Genomic DNA, 20,909 nt, shown 5'->3' on the forward strand with positions numbered 1-20,909 from the left:
AACGTTGCCTCCGATTAGAAAAATTGGACGCTGAAGATCAGTCTGCGAAACGCAGCAAAGCGGCCTGATGCAAGGAAAGCCAGACACGATCGCCGCGTGACGGCAAGCCACTCTCAGTTCCAGACTGACTCCGCAGTGCAACCGTCAACGGCGCATCGCAACCGTCGACAGTCACCTGCAGATGCGATTGATCACCCCAGTACGCAGCACTTTGTACCGTGCCGGCGGTGCACAGCCCGGAATCCGAGGGCCCTGCTGCCAACTGTATTTTCTCGGGGCGAATCGCCACTGTGTGCGCCTGGCCCGACCTTTCACCTGCCAGACACTCCGAAAAATCAACAAGCCCGAATCCTGCAACCTGCACGTCCACACGCCCGTTGTCATGTACGGTCTCGGTCGTCGCACTGAGAAAATTCATGTCGCCGATAAACCGCGCAACCTGTGAACAGTTCGGACGCTCGTAAACATGCAACGGAGAAGCAATCTGCAACACCCGCCCCTGTTGCATCACCGCAATACGGTCTGACATTGACAGCGCTTCTTCCTGATCGTGTGTTACCAGTACGAAAGTGATGCCAACGTCGCGTTGCAATTCGCGCAATTCGTACTGCATTTGCTCACGCAGGTTTTTGTCCAGAGCACCAAGCGGTTCATCAAGTAACAAGACTTTGGGATGCCTGACCAACGCCCGCGCAAGTGCCACTCGCTGCCTTTGGCCGCCAGAGAGCTGATCAGGGCGCCGCTCTTCCAGACCGGAAAGTTGCACCGCTTTCAGCATGTCTGCGACACGCTGTTCGCGATCCGTACGACTCAGCCCGAGATTCCGGAGGCCATAGCGCACGTTGTCGATCAAACTGAGGTGCGGAAATATCGCGTAGTTCTGAAACACCATGTTGCAGGGCCGGCGATGCGCAGGCACACCGTCCATATCGATGCCGTCGATCAATAGTTCGCCACTGTCGACGGACTCCAGCCCGGCGATCATTCTCAACATTGTTGACTTGCCGCAACCGGACGGTCCGAGCACTGAAAAGAATTCACCCTGTTCTATGCTCAAGCTAATGCCATCCAGCGCAATGAAGTTGCCGAATCGCTTGTGCACGTTTCTCAGCTCGACCAAAGGAGGCTGTTGTGTCATGAAGTTAGTTCCGAGTTGGCGTGTCGTCGGCGCAGCCATTCGGCCAGTGCGACAATGACAAAAGAACAAGCAATGATGAGCGTGCCCAGGGCAAGTGCGCTCGGTAGCTTCTTGGGAAATCTGAGCTGCCCCCACAGGTATACCGGTAATGTGGGTTCGCTTGCGGACAGAAAGTACGCAATCAAGAACTCGTCAAAAGAAATAGTGAAGGTAAGAAGAAAGCTGGCCACCACACCTGGCAGTGTCAATGGAAAAACGACCCGCCAGAACGTCTGCCAGGGTGTCGCACCCAGATCGAGCGACGCTTCTTCGAGAAGCACAGAAAAACCTTCGAAACGCGACATCAAAATTGCCACAGCGAAGGGGTAGCAAACGAGCATGTGGCCCAGCACAACCGCCCATTTGCCAAGCCCCAGCGTTGTCTTGTTCATCACGACCAGCAACGACACCGCCATGATCAGCTCAGGAATAACCATCGGCAGCATGATCAAGCCAACGATAGAACGGTAGCCACGCAAACGTTGACGCGTGAGTGCACGAGCCGTCAACACGCCCAATGCGGTACTCAGGGCCGCGGTGATCAAACCAATCTGAACGCTGACCAGCAACGCCGAAATTATCGACGGGTCAGCCGCCAGCTCACTGTACCAGCGGGTGGTGAATGCCTTGAACGGAAAACTGATGTAGTAAGAGTCATTAAATGAGAATAACGGCAGAATCAGTATCGGCGCGTACAGGTAAAACATGTACGACGACGAAAAAACCATCCGTATACGCTGACCCATTGTACGTTTCACCGACACTAGCGGATCCTCGCTGACAGGAAACGGATCGCGGCAACGAACAACAATGACAGCAATGCTACGCTGCTAATGGAAACCACCGAGATGGCCGCACCAAGAGGCCAGTTGTTCGCCTTACCAAACTGGGCCTGAATCAGATTCGAGACCATCAGGCCATCAGGTCCACCGACCAGCGCCGGCGTAATGTAGTCCCCAACCGTGGGAATAAATATGATGACCGCCGCGGCGATAACACCCGGCATGGATAGCGGCAGCGTGACGCGGAAAAAACGGCGGAACGGGCCGTCACCGAGATCCGCGGCTGCGTCAAAAAGATTACGGTCAATTTTCTCGAGCGAAAGATAGATCGGTAGAATTGCAAAAGTCGCCCACGCATGTGACATCGTAAGGACAACCGAGAGCGGGTTGTACAACAGGAACCCGAAAGGTTCATCGATAAGACCAAGGCTCATCAAGCCTGAGTTGATCGCCCCGTTCCAGCCCAGCACAACCTTCCACGCGAACACACGAAGCAGATAACTGGTCCAGAAAGGCAACGTTATCAGGATCAACCAGATCAACTTGCGCTTGCTTACGTCGAAAGCGACGAAATACGCCAATGGGTAAGCGAGAACGATTGTGACCAGGGTAACGCAGCCGGCAATGCCGATTGAGCGCAGCAAGATACGGCTGTAGCCAGGCCGCTCGAGCAGTTTCTCGTAGTTCGCCAGCGTGAACGTCGTGTCGAACTCGCCGTAGCCCTGCGCACTCCAGAAACTCGCGACTACCAGCAGGCACAGGGGCACGAGTAGTGCGGCGGTTACCAGCAGCAAGCCGGGAGAAAGTTGCAAATAAGCCAGCCGCACTGGCCAGGAACGGGACGTCGGCTTCATCGCGGAAATACCGCTCGCCTGTTGTTAGAATTGCCCGCCATCGTCAATTGCGCGCTCGTCAGCGCGACGGCTCGCGGTAGTCATTGCGGGCTTTGCCCGAATGAACTGAATCAGGCCGCATTAGAATCCAGAATTCCGTCGCCATCGAAATGCCGTGGAAAGACACTGGCCAGATAACGGAAACACATCGACTTGCTGGCTTCGCGACTGAAGTCTTTGGGGCTCAACATGAGTTCACGCCACAAGGAATCGATCAGCGCTCCCAATGCTCGCGCGACCACTGCGTGGTCTACATCGACATAACCGCCGAGTTCCGCAACGGCCTTGCAACTCTTCTCCATCACATTGGAGAAGCTGCGATCCCAGCCTTTGCACACCGCGGTGTAAGTCGGTCGCGACCGGGCTTCGCCGAGGAAGGCATACCACACCGCGACTTTCTTGCGAGTGCAAACCCGGGGGTGAAAATCGGATTCAATCAGTGCGGCCAATTGTGAAACCGGGTCCTGCGCTGCATTCTCCAGCGCTTTCTTCCACGACGCAGCGTATTCCTCCGACAACTGCTCCAGCGTTTCGATCAGCAATTTTTCTTTGCTGACAAAATGAAAGTTCACCAACCCTCGCGAGACACCCGCGCGCTTTGACACCTTTTCCAGCGTGGTTTCCGCAAAACCGCGACTGGCTATGGAATCAATGGTGGCATTGATCAAATCCTGACGCGTTTGATCGCGCCGTTTCACTCGGGAAGTACCCGGTTTGGTCGCCATGTCTCGGCCCCTTGCTGCAGAAAAAGGCGTAGATTGTACTAGTTCTGCAGTCCGGGCACCTGTTTGCGCCCGCCCTGCCTGGTTTCGCCCCTGATCCAACCCACTCTCCCCGCACTTGGCTAAACAATTGTTCAGTGATTGTGGACAATCAGAACGTAAACTGCAATCATCCTTTCATATTTCATTGAACAATCGCTCAGCGACCGGAAAGACGGGTAAACCGACGATATGAGACGGCGCATGCAAGCGGCAGCAGGTAGGCAACAGGTGGTCACGAGGCAAGAAAACGAGTCCAGCTCCGGGCGCAGACCGCCCAGTACGGCGCGACGAGCGCTGGCTGGACTGACCGCCTGCATGGCGCTGCACGTAGGTTTCCAGATGGATTCGCTCGCGATAGAGATTGAGCACCCGGTCGCGTTTGTTTGGGCCGGCTACGACAATCCCGCGTTCTACCCACCGTACGTGGCGAAATACGGGCGCCCACCTGACTTCAGCCTTTACGGTGACGAAGAGGAGGCTTTGCAAAAGATGCGCGCCGGCTATCAGCCCGACGTCATGCTGCCCTGCGCCAATGTCGTGGACCGCTGGAACCGTGCTGGCCTGCTGGGCACTATCGATACGGACTTGCTTTCCAACTGGGACGACGTCATCCCCGCGCTGAAAAACGCAGAAGGCGGCATGGTGGACGGTCGCAGGGTAATGATTCCGACGGACTGGGGCCTAACCTCGGTGATCTACCGTACGGACATCGCGCCGGAGTACGTCGATAACGAAAGCTACAGCATCTTGTGGGACCCCAAATACAAAGGGCGGCTGGCCACTATCGATAGCCAGGTCGATGGCGTATCCGTTGCCGCCCTGTATGCCGGGCTGGACCCATTCGATCTTTCGCTTGAGCAGATTGAACAGGTCCGCGGCCTGTTGCAGGAACAACGGGCATTGCTGCGCATGTACACGAGCGACAACACGTCGATCGCGCAATCACTCGCCAGCGGCGAGGTTGTTGCCGCGCTCGGCTGGAGCACGGACTACGCGAACCTGAAGGCCGAAGGCGTACCGGTCGCGTTCATGAATCCGAAAGAAGGTCGGATGGCATGGATATGCGGCGCGGCGATTCATGCGAAATCCACGCATCGACAACTTGCCCACGAAGTCATCGACGCGATGATCAGCCCTGAAGGCGGCGCCTTCACTATCGCAGAAAACGGCACCGGCGTGGCCAACCAGCTTGCGATTGGCCTGGTCAGCGATGCCGTGCTGCAAAGCTTGGGTCTGGATCAGGACATGCAGTCCGTCATAGACAGCAGCGTCATGCAGCGAACACAACGAAATGCCGACGCTATCGCCGTCATGTTTGAAGAAGTAAAACTCGGCTTGTAAACGAAGACCTTAACGACAACTTACACAGGAACATTATATGCCGTTGATCAGCAGACAACGTATCAGGAACCTGCTCGAACGTGAGAAAACCGCGTTCGAATCCGCCCATCCGACGTCCCGCAAACTTGCCGCCGATTCGGCGCCGCACTTCATTGCCGGCGTGCAGATGCCATGGCTGGTTGAGTGGGAAAGTCCGTTTACGCTATTCGTTGACAAGGCCAAAGGTGCACAGATCACAGACGTCGACGGCAACAATTACGTCGACCTGTGTCTGGGCGATACCGGCGCAATGTTCGGTCATTCGCCGGATGTCCTGGTCGCCGCCGTACGTGAAGCCGTTGATCAGGGCCTCACCTATATGCTGCCGACCGAAGACGGCGCGCGTATCGCTGCCGAATTCGCCAAGCGAACCGGTTTGCCACGCTGGTCATTTACGCTGACCGCCACGGACGCCAATCGATTCGCCGCGCGCATTGCGCGCGCAATCACCGGGCGACCCAAGATTCTGGTCTTTGACGGCTGCTATCACGGTACTCACGACGAAACGCTCGCGCGGCTGGACGAAGGGCGCGTCAATCCGCGCGAAGGCAGCGTCGGGCCGCCTGTGCCACTGGAACAAACTACCCGGGTCGTTGAGTTTAACGATCTGGCAGCGCTCGATGAAGCACTGTCGCACGGTGATGTCGCCTGCGTACTCGCAGAGCCCGCTCTGACCAACTGCGGCATGGTATTGCCCGACGAGGACTTTCATGCCGGTATGCGGGAAATTACCCGCAAGCATGGCGTTCTGCTGATCATCGACGAGACCCACACGATATCGTCCGGCCCCGGCGGCTATACGCAGGCCTATGGCCTCGAACCCGACATCTTCGTACTGGGCAAACCTATCGGCGGCGGAATTCCTGCGGCGGTGTACGGCGTTTCCGAGGACATCGCGAATCGTTTTGACGCACTCCTCGACCCGGAACACCCAGTCGTCGTTGGCATCGGCGGCACCTTGTCCGGCAACGCGTTGTCATTGCGCGCGGTGCGCACAATGCTTGAGAACGTCATTACCGAAGAAAACTTCCAGTACATGTTCTCCATTGCCGAACGACTCGAAGAAGGTATTCGGGCAACGATAGAGAAACACAATCTACCGTGGCACGTGAGCCGCATGGGTGCCCGGGTCGAGTACGGACATACCGTGAAACCGCGCCGCACCGCGCGGGAAGTTGAAGCCACAACAGACAGTGAGCTTGAACAGTTGCTGCACCTCTACTGCCTCAACCGAGGCGTGATGATTACCCCCTTCCACAACATGATGCTCACGTCGCCGTCGACCACGGCTGAACATGTTGATCTGCACAATCAGATTTTCGCCGATTGTGTCGATGAATTGATGAGCGTAGCGGCAGAAGTCGCATGAAGGCGGCTAGCCATAAAGCAGTAACAGAGGTCCGGACGTAATGACAATGAACTACGATGCCATAGTGATAGGCGGTGGCCACAACGGCCTGACCTCAGCCGCCTATCTCGCTCGTGCCGGCAAACGGGTCCTCGTTCTCGAGAAGCGCTACACCGTCGGCGGCGCATCAGCGACTGAGGAGTTTGCACCAGGCTATCGCAATTCGAGTTGCGCGTTCGTGGTTGGTTACTTGCGACCGCAGATTATCAAGGACCTCGAACTCGCCAAACACGGCCTTGAGATCAAACAGGTCGAGAACGAGTTTTTCGCGCTAAATGACAGTGAGTACATGCTGTTGACCGGAGACTCGGCAAACGATGACCAGGAAATTCGCAAGTTCTCCGCGAACGACGTCGAAGGCCTGGAACGCTTGCGCGAAATGCTGCTGCCCCTGAGCACGTTTTTCGCCAAGCGCATGCTGCGACCGCCTCCCACCTCCAGGAACGGTCTGCGTGACCTGCTCGAATGGGCGCGCATCGGCATCGACCTGGTCAAACTGGGCCGGCGGAATCGCAACCGCCTGGTTCAGGCCATGTCGCAGAGCGCTGGCAGCCTGCTGGAACGCTACCTTGAAAGCGATCAGGCGAAACTGCCCTACGCGTTTGGTGCCATATCCGGAAACATGAATGATCTGGACACACCGACTACGGCTTTTCGTTTGCTGCATGGACAGCTATGCGAAGTGAACGGAGTTGCAGGTGCCTGTGGGTTTACCCAAAGGGGGCATGGGCGCTGTCTCGGACGCGATCCGCGACGCCGCCGTCAGTCACGGTGCAGTTATCCGAACCAGTACGGCCGTAAAACGAGTACTCATTGAAAATGGCGCGGCGACAGGCGTCGAACTGGACAACGGTGAACGAATCAACGCGACCGTCATTCTGTCGAATGCGGACCCTAAGCGGACTTTTCTTGGACTGGTCGATGCCGAACACTTAGCGCCGGAGTTCCGCGAAGACATCAATGCGTACCGGATGGAATCGGGCACGTTTCGCATGAATTGCGCAATCAGTGAACTGCCAGACTTCATCTGCAAGCCGGGTAAAGAGCCAGGTCCGCAACATCAGGGGATGATCTACGTATTGCCGTCAATCGAGTACATCCGCGAAGCCTTCAATGACACACGCTCCGGAAACTGGTCGCGATCGCCTATCATCGAGGCGGTAATTCCTACCATTCACGACGACACCCTGGCCCCGGCTGGCAAGCACATCATCAGTCTGAGTGCCCGGTACTTCCCCCGGCATTTGTCCGGAGGCAGGAATTGGGATGATTGTCGTAAAGAAGCTGCCAACTGCATTATCGATACATTCAACAAATACGCGCCCAACTTTCGCGCCTCGATAACCGCCCAGACTGCATTGTCGCCGCTGGACCTGGAGCGCGAATACGGTTTGACTGGCGGTGATATTGCGCACGGGCAGTACGAACTGAACCAATTGTTCACCATGCGTCCGCACGCTGACGCTGCCGGCTGTACCACGCCGATAAAGAGTCTGTACATTTGCGGTGCCGGTACCCATCCCGGCGGTGGCGTTTCCGGCATACCTGGCTATCATGCCGCCAAGATTGCACTACGCGCATTGTGAGCAGAGGGCAACTGCGCGACTGGTTTGGATCGGTAAGCTGGTCGCCCCCTCTGCGGGACAAACGCCTACCCGCAAAGATCAGACCGCAGCGACGGTGGCTTATAGTCTCAGCTTCGCCCGTGCTGCCCGGTCGCCATCATCTGGCCAATGACACACTGGTTCGCCGCACCGCGGTTAGGTACTGGAGCATCACTGTATCGGTGCGGTTCTGAGGCCGGACAGATTCCGACGGGCGAAACCCAGACCAGCGGAAATCAAGGTAGTGCCTTTATTCAGGGGCACACTATTTTCTGCACAATCTTGACCGCGGGAAACCGACTGTCGCAGATCAATGTAGTGCGGATATAGCCCGGCGTGCTACTGACAACCTGACCATCCCGTCGCTAACCAATTCGAGTCCAGACGCTCTTGGTCTGCAGGTAGGAATACATAGTCGCGAGACAGTTGTCACGGCCATTGCCTGATTGTTTGACGCCGCCCCAAGGCATCGTCATATCGGATTCGTTGATTGTATTTATCCAGACCACGCCAGCCTGAATGTCACGCGCCAGACGATGCGCCTTGGCGAGGTCCCGTGTGAATACACTGGCCGTCAGACCGTAGATCGAGTCGTTCGCTATCCGAATGGCTTCCTCGTCGGATTGCACGCGTATGACCGAGGCAACAGGACCGAAGATTTCCTCCTGCGCAATCCGCATGCCATTTGCCACGCCCGTGAACAAGCTGGGCTCGACGTAATAGCCGGTGTCGGGCGTTGCAGGCCGATTGCCACCGAACACGAGCGTCGCTCCTTCCTGCCGGCCGGTTTCGAGATAGCCAAGAACCGTCTCTTTCTGACGCTGACTGACTAACGGGCCCAATGTCGTCGAAGGATCCAGCGGGTCGCCCGGCGTGTAATAGCCCGGCGTCATGGCCGTGAGCTTTTCGACGAACTCATCGTGGACGCTGGCATGTACCAGCATTCTTGATGCGGCATTGCAGACCTGCCCTGTGTTGCCGAAAATCCCGTGGATCGCACAATCGACAGCAAAGTCGACATCATCAACGTCGGCGAGAATAATTTGCGGGGATTTACCGCCCAGCTCGGTCGCAACGTGCTTCAGGTTGCTCTCACCGGAATAGATCATCATCTTTCGGCCAACCGCAACTGAGCCCGTGAACGCAATCTTCGCAACGTCCATGTGCAATGCGAGCGCTTTGCCCGCCTCCGCGCCAAGACCGTTTACCACGTTAAAAACACCCGGCGGTCCGCCGGCCTCAAGGAACAGCTGCGCCATGCGGGTTGCACTGAGCGGCGACTCCTCTGAAGGCTTGAGCACGAGCGTGTTGCCCGCCGCGAGCGCCGGCGCAATCTTGCCGGCGGCCTGAGTCAGCGGGAAATTCCACGGTGTAATTGCACCTACTACGCCGAGCGGTTCGTGCAGTATGTAGTTGAATGCCGACGCATCGGTTCGCGTGACCTCGCCATTGAGCTTGTCTATGGTCTCTGCGAAGAAGCGGAAGATGCTGGCCGCTTCGGGAACCTCGCCGTCGATCATATTGCTGATTGGCATCCCCATGTCGAGGGTATCCATCAATGCCAGGTTTTCGGCGTCCGCCTCGATGCGATCTGCAAAATCCATCAGCACACGCATGCGTTCACGGGGCGCCATAGCGGACCATGCCGGAAACGCCCGACGAGCAGCGAATACCGCGGCATCGATATCCTGCCCGGAACCCCTTGCCGCCGTACTGTGCACTGCTGCGGTAGCTGGATTGACAATATCGAACGAACGCCCGTCGAGTGACGCCACGGATCGTCCGTCTATAAAGTGCTTGCCGTCGGGTCGCAATTCTTGCGCCCGTCGTAGCCAGTCCTCTTTAGACAATGCACTCATGATTTCCTGACCCTTTTCTTAACTACCAATAACAGCGCCATCATCGCGCGTAATGACGATAACCGACGGACGCGGCGGCTCGCCTGGCTGCAATTCGGGCCAACGCGTCACTATCGTTTCCAGACTGCTCGCCTCTTCACCGGGGTGCTGAACGGCAAGAAACAACGTGCGGCCATCGGGAGTGAATGCCGGACTGCAGCATTCCGACTCCAACGGTGGCATGTAAAATCGCCGGCTCAGATTACGTTCCGGACCTTCGGTCTCCATCACGTACAACGCATCCCGCGTGCCATTGCCATCATCCGAACACACCCACAGGCGCCCCATAGGATCAACGGAGAGGTTGTCCGGGTCCGTGAAACGGCTGCGCTCGGCCGTCTCCGGGTGGAACGGTGCGGCTTCAGCGCGATCGCCGCACAACAGCATGAGTGACCACTCGAATCGATCGGCCGCGTAGTCGTGCGCGCCATCGCCAACAGTCGGTGCGAACAGTTCTAACAAATGACCGAATTCATTGTTGGCACGCGGATTTGCGGCCGATACCTGGCTCGCCGTGCGGTCGCGATTCTGAGTCAGGGCGAGGAACAGCACACCGCGCTTCGGATCACTGACGAAACCCTCCGGTGCATCCATTGGCGTAGCGCCGAGCAGATCAGCCGCACGGCGCGTTTGTATCAACACATCACCCTGGTCGGCAAAGCCATTGGCGGGCGTCAGGGGGCCCTCACCAAAGCGGATAGGCAGCCAATGCAATGCACCGTTGTCGTCAAGTTGCGCGACGGACAGCGTGCCATTGTCCAGCAAGTGACGGTTTGCGCTTCGATCAGAAGCATCGTAGACCGCGTCAGTGACAAATCGATAGATGTACTCGAACTCCCAGTCGTCGCCCATGAAGACAACTACTCTGCCATCGCTGTTCAAGACCGTGTGCGCACCTTCATGGGCGAACCGGCCAAGTGCCGTACGTTTTACCGGCGGCCGGTCGGGCTCGAACGGATCAAGCTCAACAACCCATTCGAATCGATTCGCTTCGTTCGGCTCCTGTTCGAGATCAAAGCGCGCGTGATAGCGGCCCCAACCATAGTCGCCCGTATGGCTTTGTGCATCGTAGTAATAGCGCGCTAAGTGCGCGCTGTCTTGCGTCTTTTCAAAATCGCCTTTAAAGAAATCGGCTGAGCCTTCTTCACCACTGAGCACCGTGCCCCACGGGGTTAGACCACCGTTGCAGTTGTCGTGTGTACCGAGGACTGTCTTGCCGTCCGGGTCGTCGCTCGTGCGCATCCGCGGGTGACCGCGTGCAGGACCTCGAATATCCATAGGCGTGAACGCTGACACACGGCGATTGAAGCGACTATCGGCAACCAGCTGCCATTCACTACCTTCGCGCTTAACCTCCAGCACTGAGAGCCCCACTGCCGCCATCGAGACATCAACCTGTTCCCTGCTCATTTCCGCTGCGGCGGTACTTTCATCCAAACCGTTCCACATCAGCCACGGTAAAGGGTATTCGTGATTGGCCACCAGCAATCCGTGTTCCGAAGCATTCTTGTTGGCGTCCATCGGCAGGTAGGCCAGGAAATCGTTGTTGTAGCCAAACTGCTGGAGTGCGGTTTCCACATCCGTATTGTCCGCCGCAAACGTCGGCCCACCGGCCTTCAATGGGTCGCCCCAACTGATCAGTATTTGGCGCGAATAGCCATCAGGCAGTACGTCTTCCGCGGCTTCGTCGTAAGCCACTTCGCCGAACGACAACGTTGATTCAGAATCCGGGCCGGGACCGGCCTCCAGCTCGGCATCCCGAGTGCCGCAACCCGCCAGCAACGAGGACATTGGCAACAACGTGGATGCCAGACCGGCAGCAACAAAGCTTCTGCGACCGAGCCGGGTCTCCAGGACCTCACGAAAATCGGCTTGTGCAGACCACGTCCGCCGGACCCTCGAACTGCCTTTGTCATTGAATACGCGGACCTCTCCGTCACCTCGCCGTCCTCTACGCTTCCCGTCGTCGCTCACGCTTTGCCTCCCCGCGTTCTCTCGTCAATTGAGGCCACTGCCGAGTGTGCGGCGGCAAACGCGCCCTCCATCCAGCCTGCCCACAAACTGGCGATATCCCCGGCAAAAAAGACCGAACCCTCAGGCCGAATCATCTGCTCGTACATAGCCGTTGTGGCCGCACTGTCATCAGGCTCCCAGGCAGGCCAGGCACCCCAGCTGAACGGCACCGTACGCCAGGCAAACGATATCGGGTGCTGCAACTCATTGCCGTACCCCGGATGCACATGTTCAGTACTGACGCGGGCGGCAGCGGCGCGATCCTGTGGCGACATCATGTGCCATTGATGCCCAACCTCACCGTCGTTGTAACTGGTAACTATCGTGCCGTATTTTTCGAAGAAACCATTGCTCGGGTACCAGATCTGTTCGATGTCCCGTGTCGTGTACGTCACGCCGCCGTATATTCCAAGATCTTCTTCCCACCAGCGTCGCGACTGCCATGCGGTCTTGACAGAATTTTCGTAGTGCTGTCCCTTGGCGATGGCCTGTTTCTTCTGCGCGGAAAAATTGTTCTGAATGTACTTGTAGCCGGCGAATGGAATCGTCGTTACGCAATAATCCGCCTGCAATGTCGCGCGTTCGCCAAGGTGATCGAAGCCAAATTGATGCGGTATATTTTGTTGCGGAGTATCGAATACCGGCAAACTGCCAGGCTCCGTCTGCCGGTAAACAACCTCCACGCCGTCGTCGCTGTTGACGATCTCAACAACGATGCAATTCGACTGAACGACACCGGCTGGCAACCGATCGGTAAAGGCGGTAACCAGTTTGTCCATTCCGCCAACCGGCTGAAACATCGTTGCCTGATGCCCGAAGATCTCGTCTTCATTGAACATCCAGCCCCAGAAATTTGCGTCGAGCAAATCGCGAAACGCGAGCGGCTCACGCCGCTGGCCAAAATCCGTGCCTGTCGATGGCAGTCGCGCATAACCGGCACGTGTGGACCCGGCGTAATCACCGCCAGAGCTAAGGTCACCGAACTCCTGCAGAAACTCCAGCAACGTTCCTTTGTCGCTATCGGTCAATTCCCGATCCAGCGCACCTTGATTGACGCACTTGCTCAGTAACTCGGCGATGTAGCCGCGCGTGTCATAGTGAAGTTGGCGGTTTTCGATCGAACGGCCACCGAATGCCTTGTCATCGTGATAAAGCGCAGCACGATTGGTCGTAATCTGAACTTCAAGTGGCACGGAAAACTGCCGGCAATAATTAAGCACGCGCCAGTGCTGTGACGAAATTCGCGATGGCCCGGCATTAAAGTAAAGCCCCTCTTCCCATTCGCAGGCCTGGGTTACTCCGTTGAGTTCCTGTACGACATCGCCCTTGCGTATCGTCCTGTTTCTACCGCCGCTGCGATTGGACGCCTCAAGTACGGTAACGTCATAACCGGCACGCCGTAGTTCGAATGCTGTTGCGAGACCGGATACGCCAGCACCCAGCACGACCACTGACTTGCCATTGCCTGAGCCGGGCTGGAGCTCCGGCAGCGCCTGACTGCCGCCTTCCTTTGGCAACATACCCAATGCTTGCATGGAGATGAAAGCGGCACCAAACCCCATTGCGCCGACACGTTCAACAAACTGCCTGCGAGTGATTTTCATTCAGTCCTCTTCATTCTTCGGTTAAACCGTGTATGCCGTACGCCTCAATACCGCGCGCCAGCCAGCCAGATTGAGACAGCACTTGTATTGCGGCATTGATGGCAGCTAACTGTTCAGGACTCACTGTCTTCTTGCTCATTTGCAGTCTGTACGAACCGGCATCGAATGCCAGGCCGTGAAATTCAACGGCAGGTGCTACGTCGAGTCTCGAAACCAGGGCCGATGCAACATTCACCTCGACCAGAAAGCCATCGATCGACTGATTGAGCAAGCGCTCGACATTCTCCGTTTCGCTGACACGAGCTTTTACCTGGTTCGGATACCGGGCGAATACGCCCTCCATCGGCAGCGTATAGGTATCGTCAACAGTCTTGCCAAAAATAAGACCGCCAGCCAGCACATCGTCGATGGAAGAACCGGGGAAAGTCGCGGCCGTTCCTTTGCGCACCAAGAGGCCAATGACCTCTTTGCGGTAGCTTTCCGAGTACCACGACCACGCCGCTCTGTCGCTCTTGTACCCTGTACCGACAGTTACATCGACAACTCCGCTTTCCAGCGCCTCGAGAATCTCGCTCCACGCCATTTCCTGGAACGATAATTCACAGCCAATCCTGGCGGCGACTTCGGTTACGACGTCGATGTCGAATCCCACCGGTACATCGCCGCCCCCGGAATACGAATATGGCTCGTACGGATCCCACGCGACACGCCAATGACAATCGCTTTCTGCTACCCCGGTCGGTTGCGGATTGCAGGCGGCTAGCAACCACGTTGCGACAAGTAGCAGCGTGATGAACTCCGCGCTCCGGTTGTGCCTTAATACTTTCGGGCTGACGCGAGTCTTTTGACTAACGCACATAGTGCTTGCGTCGCGCCACCGTAAAGGCATCTTCGCCGAATACGGCCCAGCGCATTGCACTCGCCCGCGCGGCGCTGAAGCTATCGAAGACCTTTCGGGTCAAGGCATCTCTATCCGCAATCTCGGCAACGGCTTCGTTGGCATGTTTTGCAATTGATCTCATGACCTCATCGTTGAATATTTTCGGTCGTATATCGTGCTGTTCATCGAGCACTGTCAGTGCGGATGAGTTCTGCACGTTAAACTCGGTAAGCGAGCGAATATACTCTGCCGTTGTGACCTCCTGAAGAAGGGCCTGCAGGCGCGCACTGAGGCCGTTCCACACACCAAGGTTCACACCCAGTGCGAGTGAACCACCGGGCTCATGAAAGCCGGGATAGTAGTAGTGAGACGCTACTTCGTGCATGCCAGCCGCAAGGTCATTCCACGGACCGACCCACTCGGCCGCATCCAGGGAACCGTCCTTCAGTGCGCCGTGAATTGCGCCGCCAGCGAGATTCACGGGTACGGCGCCGAGCTTCTGCAACGCAATCCCGCCAAGCCCCGGCATGCGAATCTTGAGCCCTTTAAAATCTTCAACTCGGCGTATCTCGCGATTAAACCAACCACCCATCTGGGCGCCCGTATTGGTACACAGAAGCGGCTTGATATTGAACGGTGCCGACACTTCGTCCCACAACTCCTGGCCACCGCCGTGCAATAACCAGCCTGCCAGCTCTGTCGCTGTCATGCCAAACGGAATGGCGGTGAAGAAGTTGTAGGCGGGTGCTTTGGCCACCTGGTAATAGTCCGCCGAATGGTACAAATCCGCCTCGCCGGCGGACACGGCATCAAAGACTTCGAACGGCCCGACCCGTTCGCCGGCGGCGTACACCTTAACGGTCAGCTCCCCTCCGCTGGCAGCCTCAATGCGCTCGGCCACGCGGTTCGCACTGGTCCCGATCCCTGGGAATCCTGCCGGCCACGAGGTGACCATGGTCAATGTCCGCGGTGATGATTTCGCGAAAGCGGCGGAACCGACGCCAACCGCTCCCAGACCGCTCGTGCTGAGAAATCGCCTTCTGTCCATACGTTTAACCCGATAGTGGCCGAGCGGTCATTATGTCTGCTGCATTTCCTGGAGTCCATAGTAATTGAACAAACATTCAGTCAATATCTGAGGATCACTACGGAAAAAGACGCCCGCTTGAGGATGGCCCGCCACGGCATTTGGGGCCACAAACTAAAACCGGCCGTCTGGTCCCAACTTGAACTGAACCGCAAACTCGCGGCGCACTGCCACCGTCCGGCGCACAGTCACCTAACTGGCGCTACTATGCCGCGGACAGAATCACGCCCTCTCTACCAACTCTTGGTTTTATGCCAATGGGTTTGAACGTCCGGCAAACTCACGGACATAGGAAACGGCTTCTGCGAGTGCAGGAGCTCAGTTCAGACAGAGCAACGCGCGGCCGCTTCTCCCTTACGAATAGGCGGCCTGCAGAGCTCGGCCGGCTAACGCATCGGGGCAGCAGATCGTTTAACGATGACGCCGGGCAATGCCCCTGTCAGTTTGCCAGAATCCAGCACGGCTGTGCCGTTGACGAATACGTATTCGATGCCTTCCGCGTACAAGTCACGCTCCATGACACTGGCTCGATCCCGAATACGCTCGTAATCGAATACCAGAATATCGGCCTTGTAGCCTTCGCGTAAGTAGCCCCTGTCACGCAGCCCGATTATTTGCGCCGGCAAACCCGTAGCCGAACGGATAGCGAAAGGCAAAGAGATCACCTTGCGGTCTTTGGTGTAGTGAGCAATTTTCCGAACAAACGCACCGTACATTCGCGGGTGCGTTCCCGGCCGCCCCTCCAGTCCCGCTACGTCAATGATGCCCGCGTCGGATGAAGTTGCGGTGTACTCCTGGCGCATGTAGTTGTGAACATCCATCTCGTGCATCGAGTGACCACGCATCCAGAAGCCACCCGGCACGTCTTCGAAACCGTTCAACGCAAAGTCAATGATAGTGGCCACGTACGATTCTTCTCGAGAATCAGAGGCTTCCAACAATGTCTTGCCGAGCAGCGAACGGTCGGGATGATCGACAATGATGTGCCGGTCCGGCCCACCCTGATGATTCACCATCCACTCGATGTCACGCTCTATCAGTTTGCGCGTGGCTGGATCAGTCAGATTAGCCCGCAGATTCGCTCGATGCTCATCCATGATTCCGGACTGCCTTAGGCGCGGATCATCATTGCCGCCGGTACGATCGAAGCCCGGCGGAGCAAAGGCCCAAAGCGGTACCATTACCTGCGGTCCGCCACCATTGGTTTCATATGCGTACTGGTCAAAATAGACCGCCAGCCCCTCTTCACGCGCCGCATCGGCCAGGGCAATGTCGTGAGAGGACCGCCCCCACGAGGCACGACCACGAGCCTTAACATGGCTCGCTACGACCCGAATGCCAGTCTCGCGCGCGATGTTGATTGTTTCTTCCAGTGCCTGCAGCCCGTCAATGGGCCAACCATCGACGATGCTGGGCAATTGCCACATCGGCATGGTCGGCTCGCTCCGCTGATGAGCAATATAAAAACCATCGTACCGGGGCAGAACAGATGCAAGCTCCAACACCTCCTGCTCGGAGCTAAAACGTGCGGGCCGGTACTCCAGCCCTGCCCCCAAACCCCATGCACCCGCATCCATACCGTCTCTAAGCAGGGCTTTCATCGCCGCCACTTCCCGCTCCGTAGCCTCTCTCTCGTAGTCATCGCCCATGACTTCCCGACGGATAGTGCTGTGACCGACCATGGGTACCATGTTCATGGCGATACCCAATCGCTCGTAGGCTGCAAATTCCGCAGTTAATGGCCAGACCCGGTTTCGTCCGTCAGCACCGCCGACAACTGTGGTCAATCCCTGGCTGACGAGATTGTGCGCGCGACGGCCTTCGATCTCGTCTGATATCAGGCCATTGTCGGCATGGGAGTGAAGGTCAATAAAGCCCGGGGCAACGAACAAGCCCTCCACATCTATGACCCGCCGTGCGGTCGCACCTGATAGGTCGCCTATCCTGATTATCTGATCGCCGCGAATGCCAATGTCTGACTGAAAGTCCACGTTGCCAGTTCCATCCAGGATCCGGCCATTGGCAATGATCAAATCAAAACCAGAGGACTGGGCAAAGGCAGATCCCGCGGCCACTACAGTGCATAGAATCAGTGCCGCCCAATGACGAACCAATCCGGTCAGATATTGTGTAGCAAACATTTTTCTCTCCCGGTCGAAATCCGGTATCAATACTCAATGCCGGAGGCGAATCACATTCAGTGCAAACGAACTCGTGGCCAATCGAACTCGGGCAGCCAGCGCAGGCTTACATACCGTCACGGCGAAAGAGAGATCATGCCTTGCTGCCGGGATCCCGACAGCAAGGCGACCACTCTGTATGTGCCGCTAGAAACTCACCCTTAGTCCGACTTTGAACACTGTACCCAGCAAATCGTACAACGCCGGATTGGCCGCAATCAGCTGATGGCTCACACCGCTCGGGCCGTTATGAACAATTGCGGGGTCGTCATTCAGGAGGTTGCGAATAACGAAGTACGCCTCAGCATCCGCGTCGCCCATGTCGAAGCGGTAAGCCGAATAAAGATCAAGATACAGTGCGCCGTCTAGGTCGTTTGTATTGACCGTCCGATTGATACTGGTGGAGGTCGGACAGCCGCTGGTGCAGACAATGGCATTGTTATCGTAAACGCCGTCACTGAAGCCACGGGCGGTGAGAGAAGCTGTAAGAGCATCCCGGTTAAACATCGCAGTCGCCCGGTACACCCAGTCCGGCGGACTGGTACCGCCGATCTGGCCAACGCTGTTGGTCGGTTCGGTGATGCCATCGTCCGAGGTCTCCTTGATGTAGTGAGTGGCAATGCCGCTGAATGACAAATCGCCACCCCACATGTCGATCTGACCATAGTTCGCGGCCATATCAACACCTTGAGCGTTTACCACCACGTAGTTGAATGGATTGCGGCGGACTTCGGTAATTACTTCCGTTCCAAGCGGCCCAATACCTCGGGTAATCGCATCACAGAAATTCTGATTACCCTCAAAACACCGGTCCACAATGCTTTGCACACCCACAGAACCTATAGCATCGGTAATTTCAATATCGTAATAATCGACGGACATCCTCAATTTTGGCAGGAACGAAGGCTCCAGAACCACACCGAAACCAAAGGTGTCCGCTTCTTCCGGCTTCAGATTCGGGTTACCGGAAATAATCCCGAGAAACTGCACAGTTTCATTGTTGTTGAATGGATCTGATACAGAGTTGGTCTGCGCGCCGCCCGTCTCAAACAACTCCCCGAGACCCGGCGCACGAATATCGCGTGACAACGTAGTGCGGAACCGAATGTCATCAACCGGACTGAATGTAACGCCCGCTTTCCAGGTAGTCACGTTGCCGGACGTGCTGTAGTCCGTTGCCCGCACCGCACCATTGAATTCGAGCCGGTTCTCTATTATCGGGACGATGGTTTCGAAGTACGCTTCGTTGACGGTGTACTTGCCGAATACGGGCTGATAATTGCCATTGAACCAGCCGGCGTTGCCGGAAATGGAGTCAGAAACACCGCTGATTTCTTCGCTTCTGCTCTCAAAACCAACAGCGACAGAAACTTCGCCGGCCGGCACTGAGAACGGTGCTCCCTGCAACGACATGGCGTAGACTTTTTGCGTCAACTTTTGCTCACGCTTGGGTCCGTACAGCGTGCCTTCTGTCCCTACGCCACTGTAGAGATAATTGACGGTTGCCTCCGAATTGACATCTATGCCCATGGGGTTGTACGGCTTGCAACCGTTGTTCGGGTTAGTCAGTGTGGATCGGCAAACAATCTGTCCGGTTGCCGGATCAACTACTGCGTCAAGCGCCATTGCAAAGCGCTCGCGATTAGTGGTTCTGGCAAATTCCGTTGTGCTGGTCACACCGTGTTGGGCATGTATGTCATAGCTCCAGTTCGAACCGGCCATGTCGAACGAACCGGTCAGACCGGCACTGAAGCGTTCCGCACCGCGATTGTTGCTGCTTTCGATCGGGTTGAGATCGCCATTCATGCTACCAAGACGAAACTCCGTAATACCCAGAGTTGCCATCTGCGCTGCCACCGTCTCTGGAATAAACGCGTTATCTGCCTGAATACTGATATTGGCAACGTTGAACTGCGAACAACACCAGCCGCGGGCGTCATAATCGGAGTTGCTGTACTCGAGGTAACCGTCAACGTTGTCGTTGAACTGGTACGAAAAGCGGGTGAACAGACTTTGCCGCTTCTCCATTGGCGTCAGCGTGACTTTATCGTTCGCTTGAGCGTCAGCCCAATCGCCGCCTTGCATCCATGGATCCTGCAACAATGATCCGAACTGGAACTGGTAAGGCACTCCACCGGCACCGAACGCTGTACCGCGTAACGCTGTATTGGTAATGATGCCATTGCCCAACGCAGTACTCAGACCAACCTGGGACAAGCGAAGAATCTCCGGCTGACCGCCTGTTGGTGTGTAGTCCGGGTTGAACATTGAGAAGTTGCCACCGTTATTCCAGGAACGTGGCACGCCGAAAATTCCTTCTCTATCGGCCAACTCCAAACTGGCAATAAAGTGACCGCGACCATTAAGCAGTTCAGTGCCCGCTGTCAGCGTCGCGCGCAAGGCGTCATCGTCTCCATAGGTTGACATACCTCCGGAAAGGTCGGCCTTAACGCCCACGTAGTCGGTGTCCATGATGAAGTTGATGACGCCGGACAACGCGTCCGAGCCATAGACAGCGGACGCGCCACCGGTCACAACTTCCACACGTTCGATCAACGACTGCGGAACGGTGTTGATGTCAACAACGCCGTCGTTGCTTGCACCGGGTAACCGTCGACCATTCAACAGCACCAATGTTCTGGATTGCCCCAAACTGCGTAGGTTAATGCCGTTGATGCCAGCGCGGCCCGATGAGATCTGAAGATTCGCTGTGTTCGGCGTCATGCTACCAACCACTGAAGGTAGTTGATTAACAATGTCGGCCACATTCTGCGGTGCGTCCGCCTCCATTTGCTCTGCGCCCAGCACCGTAACCGGTGTTGGCGTGTCGTAGCCCGAACTGGCCAAGCGAGTACCGGTTACAACGATGTTTTCGAGAGCGGCTTCTTCAGTATCTTGCGACTCCTGAGCGCCGATGCTCGTGCTGAAAACGGCTGCAAGAACAACCACCAATCTGGTGTCACGATTATTGAATTTCATGTCTTCCCCATAAGGCCCCGGTACAAATCCCGGAACAATCTGTCAACCAGCCCAAACTCCGACCACGCGCTGCATTGCAGCTCCGAATCAAAGCGCTCCCCACTTAATCGACGGCGGCCTACTGGCCGGTAATCGAGAAATGCTTTCGGTGTCCTGCTCGCGTTGCCTGCTACCTCAACGAACAACGCGAAAATGGCACCAGTATTTATTCAACCGCTTATGCGGCTCCCGGCTCGCGAATCGAAAACAGCTGCCCATAT

At 56.6% G+C, this 20,909-nt stretch carries 15 protein-coding genes; 4 read left to right on the forward strand and 11 right to left on the reverse strand.

Annotated features, from left to right (window positions below; translation table 11 throughout):
* Window positions 1-37: 37 nt before the first annotated feature.
* From AC0L8N_RS02010 to AC0L8N_RS02025, 4 genes are all read right to left on the reverse strand, one after another.
* Window positions 38-1,138: an ABC transporter ATP-binding protein gene (locus AC0L8N_RS02010; protein ID WP_473665906.1), complete on the reverse strand. Its 1,101-nt coding sequence runs from the start codon at window positions 1,136-1,138 to the stop codon at window positions 38-40.
* Window positions 1,135-1,923: an ABC transporter permease gene (locus AC0L8N_RS02015; RefSeq protein ID WP_473665907.1), complete on the reverse strand. Its 789-nt coding sequence runs from the start codon at window positions 1,921-1,923 to the stop codon at window positions 1,135-1,137. The genes AC0L8N_RS02010 and AC0L8N_RS02015 overlap by 4 nt, the downstream gene beginning before the upstream one ends.
* 17 nt (window positions 1,924-1,940) lie before the next feature.
* Complete coding sequence (locus AC0L8N_RS02020) at window positions 1,941-2,813, reverse strand: ABC transporter permease (RefSeq protein WP_473665908.1); 873 nt, start codon at window positions 2,811-2,813, stop codon at window positions 1,941-1,943.
* Window positions 2,814-2,923: 110 nt separating this feature from the next.
* On the reverse strand, window positions 2,924-3,577 hold the full coding sequence (locus tag AC0L8N_RS02025; RefSeq protein ID WP_473665909.1) for a TetR family transcriptional regulator C-terminal domain-containing protein: 654 nt from the start codon (window positions 3,575-3,577) through the stop codon (window positions 2,924-2,926).
* Between the two features lie 354 nt (window positions 3,578-3,931).
* Here AC0L8N_RS02025 and AC0L8N_RS02030 point away from each other — a divergent pair, with 354 nt between their 5' ends.
* The 4 genes from AC0L8N_RS02030 to AC0L8N_RS02045 are packed head-to-tail and all read left to right on the forward strand — an operon-like array spanning window position 3,932 to window position 7,990.
* Window positions 3,932-4,957 carry an ABC transporter substrate-binding protein gene (locus AC0L8N_RS02030; protein ID WP_473665910.1) on the forward strand — a complete coding sequence of 342 codons (1,026 nt, stop codon included), beginning with the start codon at window positions 3,932-3,934 and terminating at the stop codon, window positions 4,955-4,957.
* Between the two features lie 37 nt (window positions 4,958-4,994).
* A complete protein-coding gene (locus AC0L8N_RS02035) occupies window positions 4,995-6,365 on the forward strand; it encodes an aspartate aminotransferase family protein (protein WP_473665911.1) in 1,371 nt (456 codons plus the stop codon).
* A 40-nt stretch (window positions 6,366-6,405) separates the two neighbouring features.
* Complete coding sequence (locus tag AC0L8N_RS02040; RefSeq protein ID WP_473665912.1) at window positions 6,406-7,221, forward strand: phytoene desaturase family protein; 816 nt, start codon at window positions 6,406-6,408, stop codon at window positions 7,219-7,221.
* Complete coding sequence (locus AC0L8N_RS02045) at window positions 7,109-7,990, forward strand: phytoene desaturase family protein (protein ID WP_473665913.1); 882 nt, start codon at window positions 7,109-7,111, stop codon at window positions 7,988-7,990. Before AC0L8N_RS02040 ends, AC0L8N_RS02045 begins: the two co-directional genes overlap by 113 nt.
* Window positions 7,991-8,373: 383 nt before the next feature.
* On the opposite strand, the gene AC0L8N_RS02050 is transcribed toward AC0L8N_RS02045, so the two are convergent.
* The 7 genes from AC0L8N_RS02050 to AC0L8N_RS02080 form a co-directional block, all read right to left on the reverse strand.
* Window positions 8,374-9,867 carry an aldehyde dehydrogenase family protein gene (locus tag AC0L8N_RS02050; protein ID WP_473665914.1) on the reverse strand — a complete coding sequence of 498 codons (1,494 nt, stop codon included), beginning with the start codon at window positions 9,865-9,867 and terminating at the stop codon, window positions 8,374-8,376.
* Window positions 9,868-9,885: 18 nt separating this feature from the next.
* Complete coding sequence (locus AC0L8N_RS02055) at window positions 9,886-11,880, reverse strand: PhoX family protein (RefSeq protein ID WP_473665915.1); 1,995 nt, start codon at window positions 11,878-11,880, stop codon at window positions 9,886-9,888.
* Entirely contained in the window at window positions 11,877-13,523 is a 1,647-nt protein-coding gene (locus tag AC0L8N_RS02060) for a flavin monoamine oxidase family protein (protein ID WP_473665917.1), read from the reverse strand. The genes AC0L8N_RS02055 and AC0L8N_RS02060 overlap by 4 nt, the downstream gene beginning before the upstream one ends.
* 10 nt (window positions 13,524-13,533) lie before the next feature.
* On the reverse strand, window positions 13,534-14,412 hold the full coding sequence (locus AC0L8N_RS02065; RefSeq protein WP_473665918.1) for a substrate-binding periplasmic protein: 879 nt from the start codon (window positions 14,410-14,412) through the stop codon (window positions 13,534-13,536).
* The gene (locus AC0L8N_RS02070; protein ID WP_473665920.1) at window positions 14,372-15,451 is read right to left on the reverse strand and encodes a TRAP transporter substrate-binding protein; all 1,080 of its coding nucleotides are present in this window, start codon (window positions 15,449-15,451) and stop codon (window positions 14,372-14,374) included. Before AC0L8N_RS02070 ends, AC0L8N_RS02065 begins: the two co-directional genes overlap by 41 nt.
* A 425-nt stretch (window positions 15,452-15,876) precedes the next feature.
* Window positions 15,877-17,631, reverse strand: coding sequence for an N-acyl-D-amino-acid deacylase family protein (locus AC0L8N_RS02075; RefSeq protein WP_473665921.1), 1,755 nt, complete (start codon window positions 17,629-17,631; stop codon window positions 15,877-15,879).
* Window positions 17,632-17,817: 186 nt separating this feature from the next.
* Window positions 17,818-20,649, reverse strand: coding sequence for a TonB-dependent receptor plug domain-containing protein (locus AC0L8N_RS02080; protein ID WP_473665922.1), 2,832 nt, complete (start codon window positions 20,647-20,649; stop codon window positions 17,818-17,820).
* Window positions 20,650-20,909: the final 260 nt, after the last annotated feature.

This window comes from Woeseia sp. D3-10, assembly GCF_055809415.1.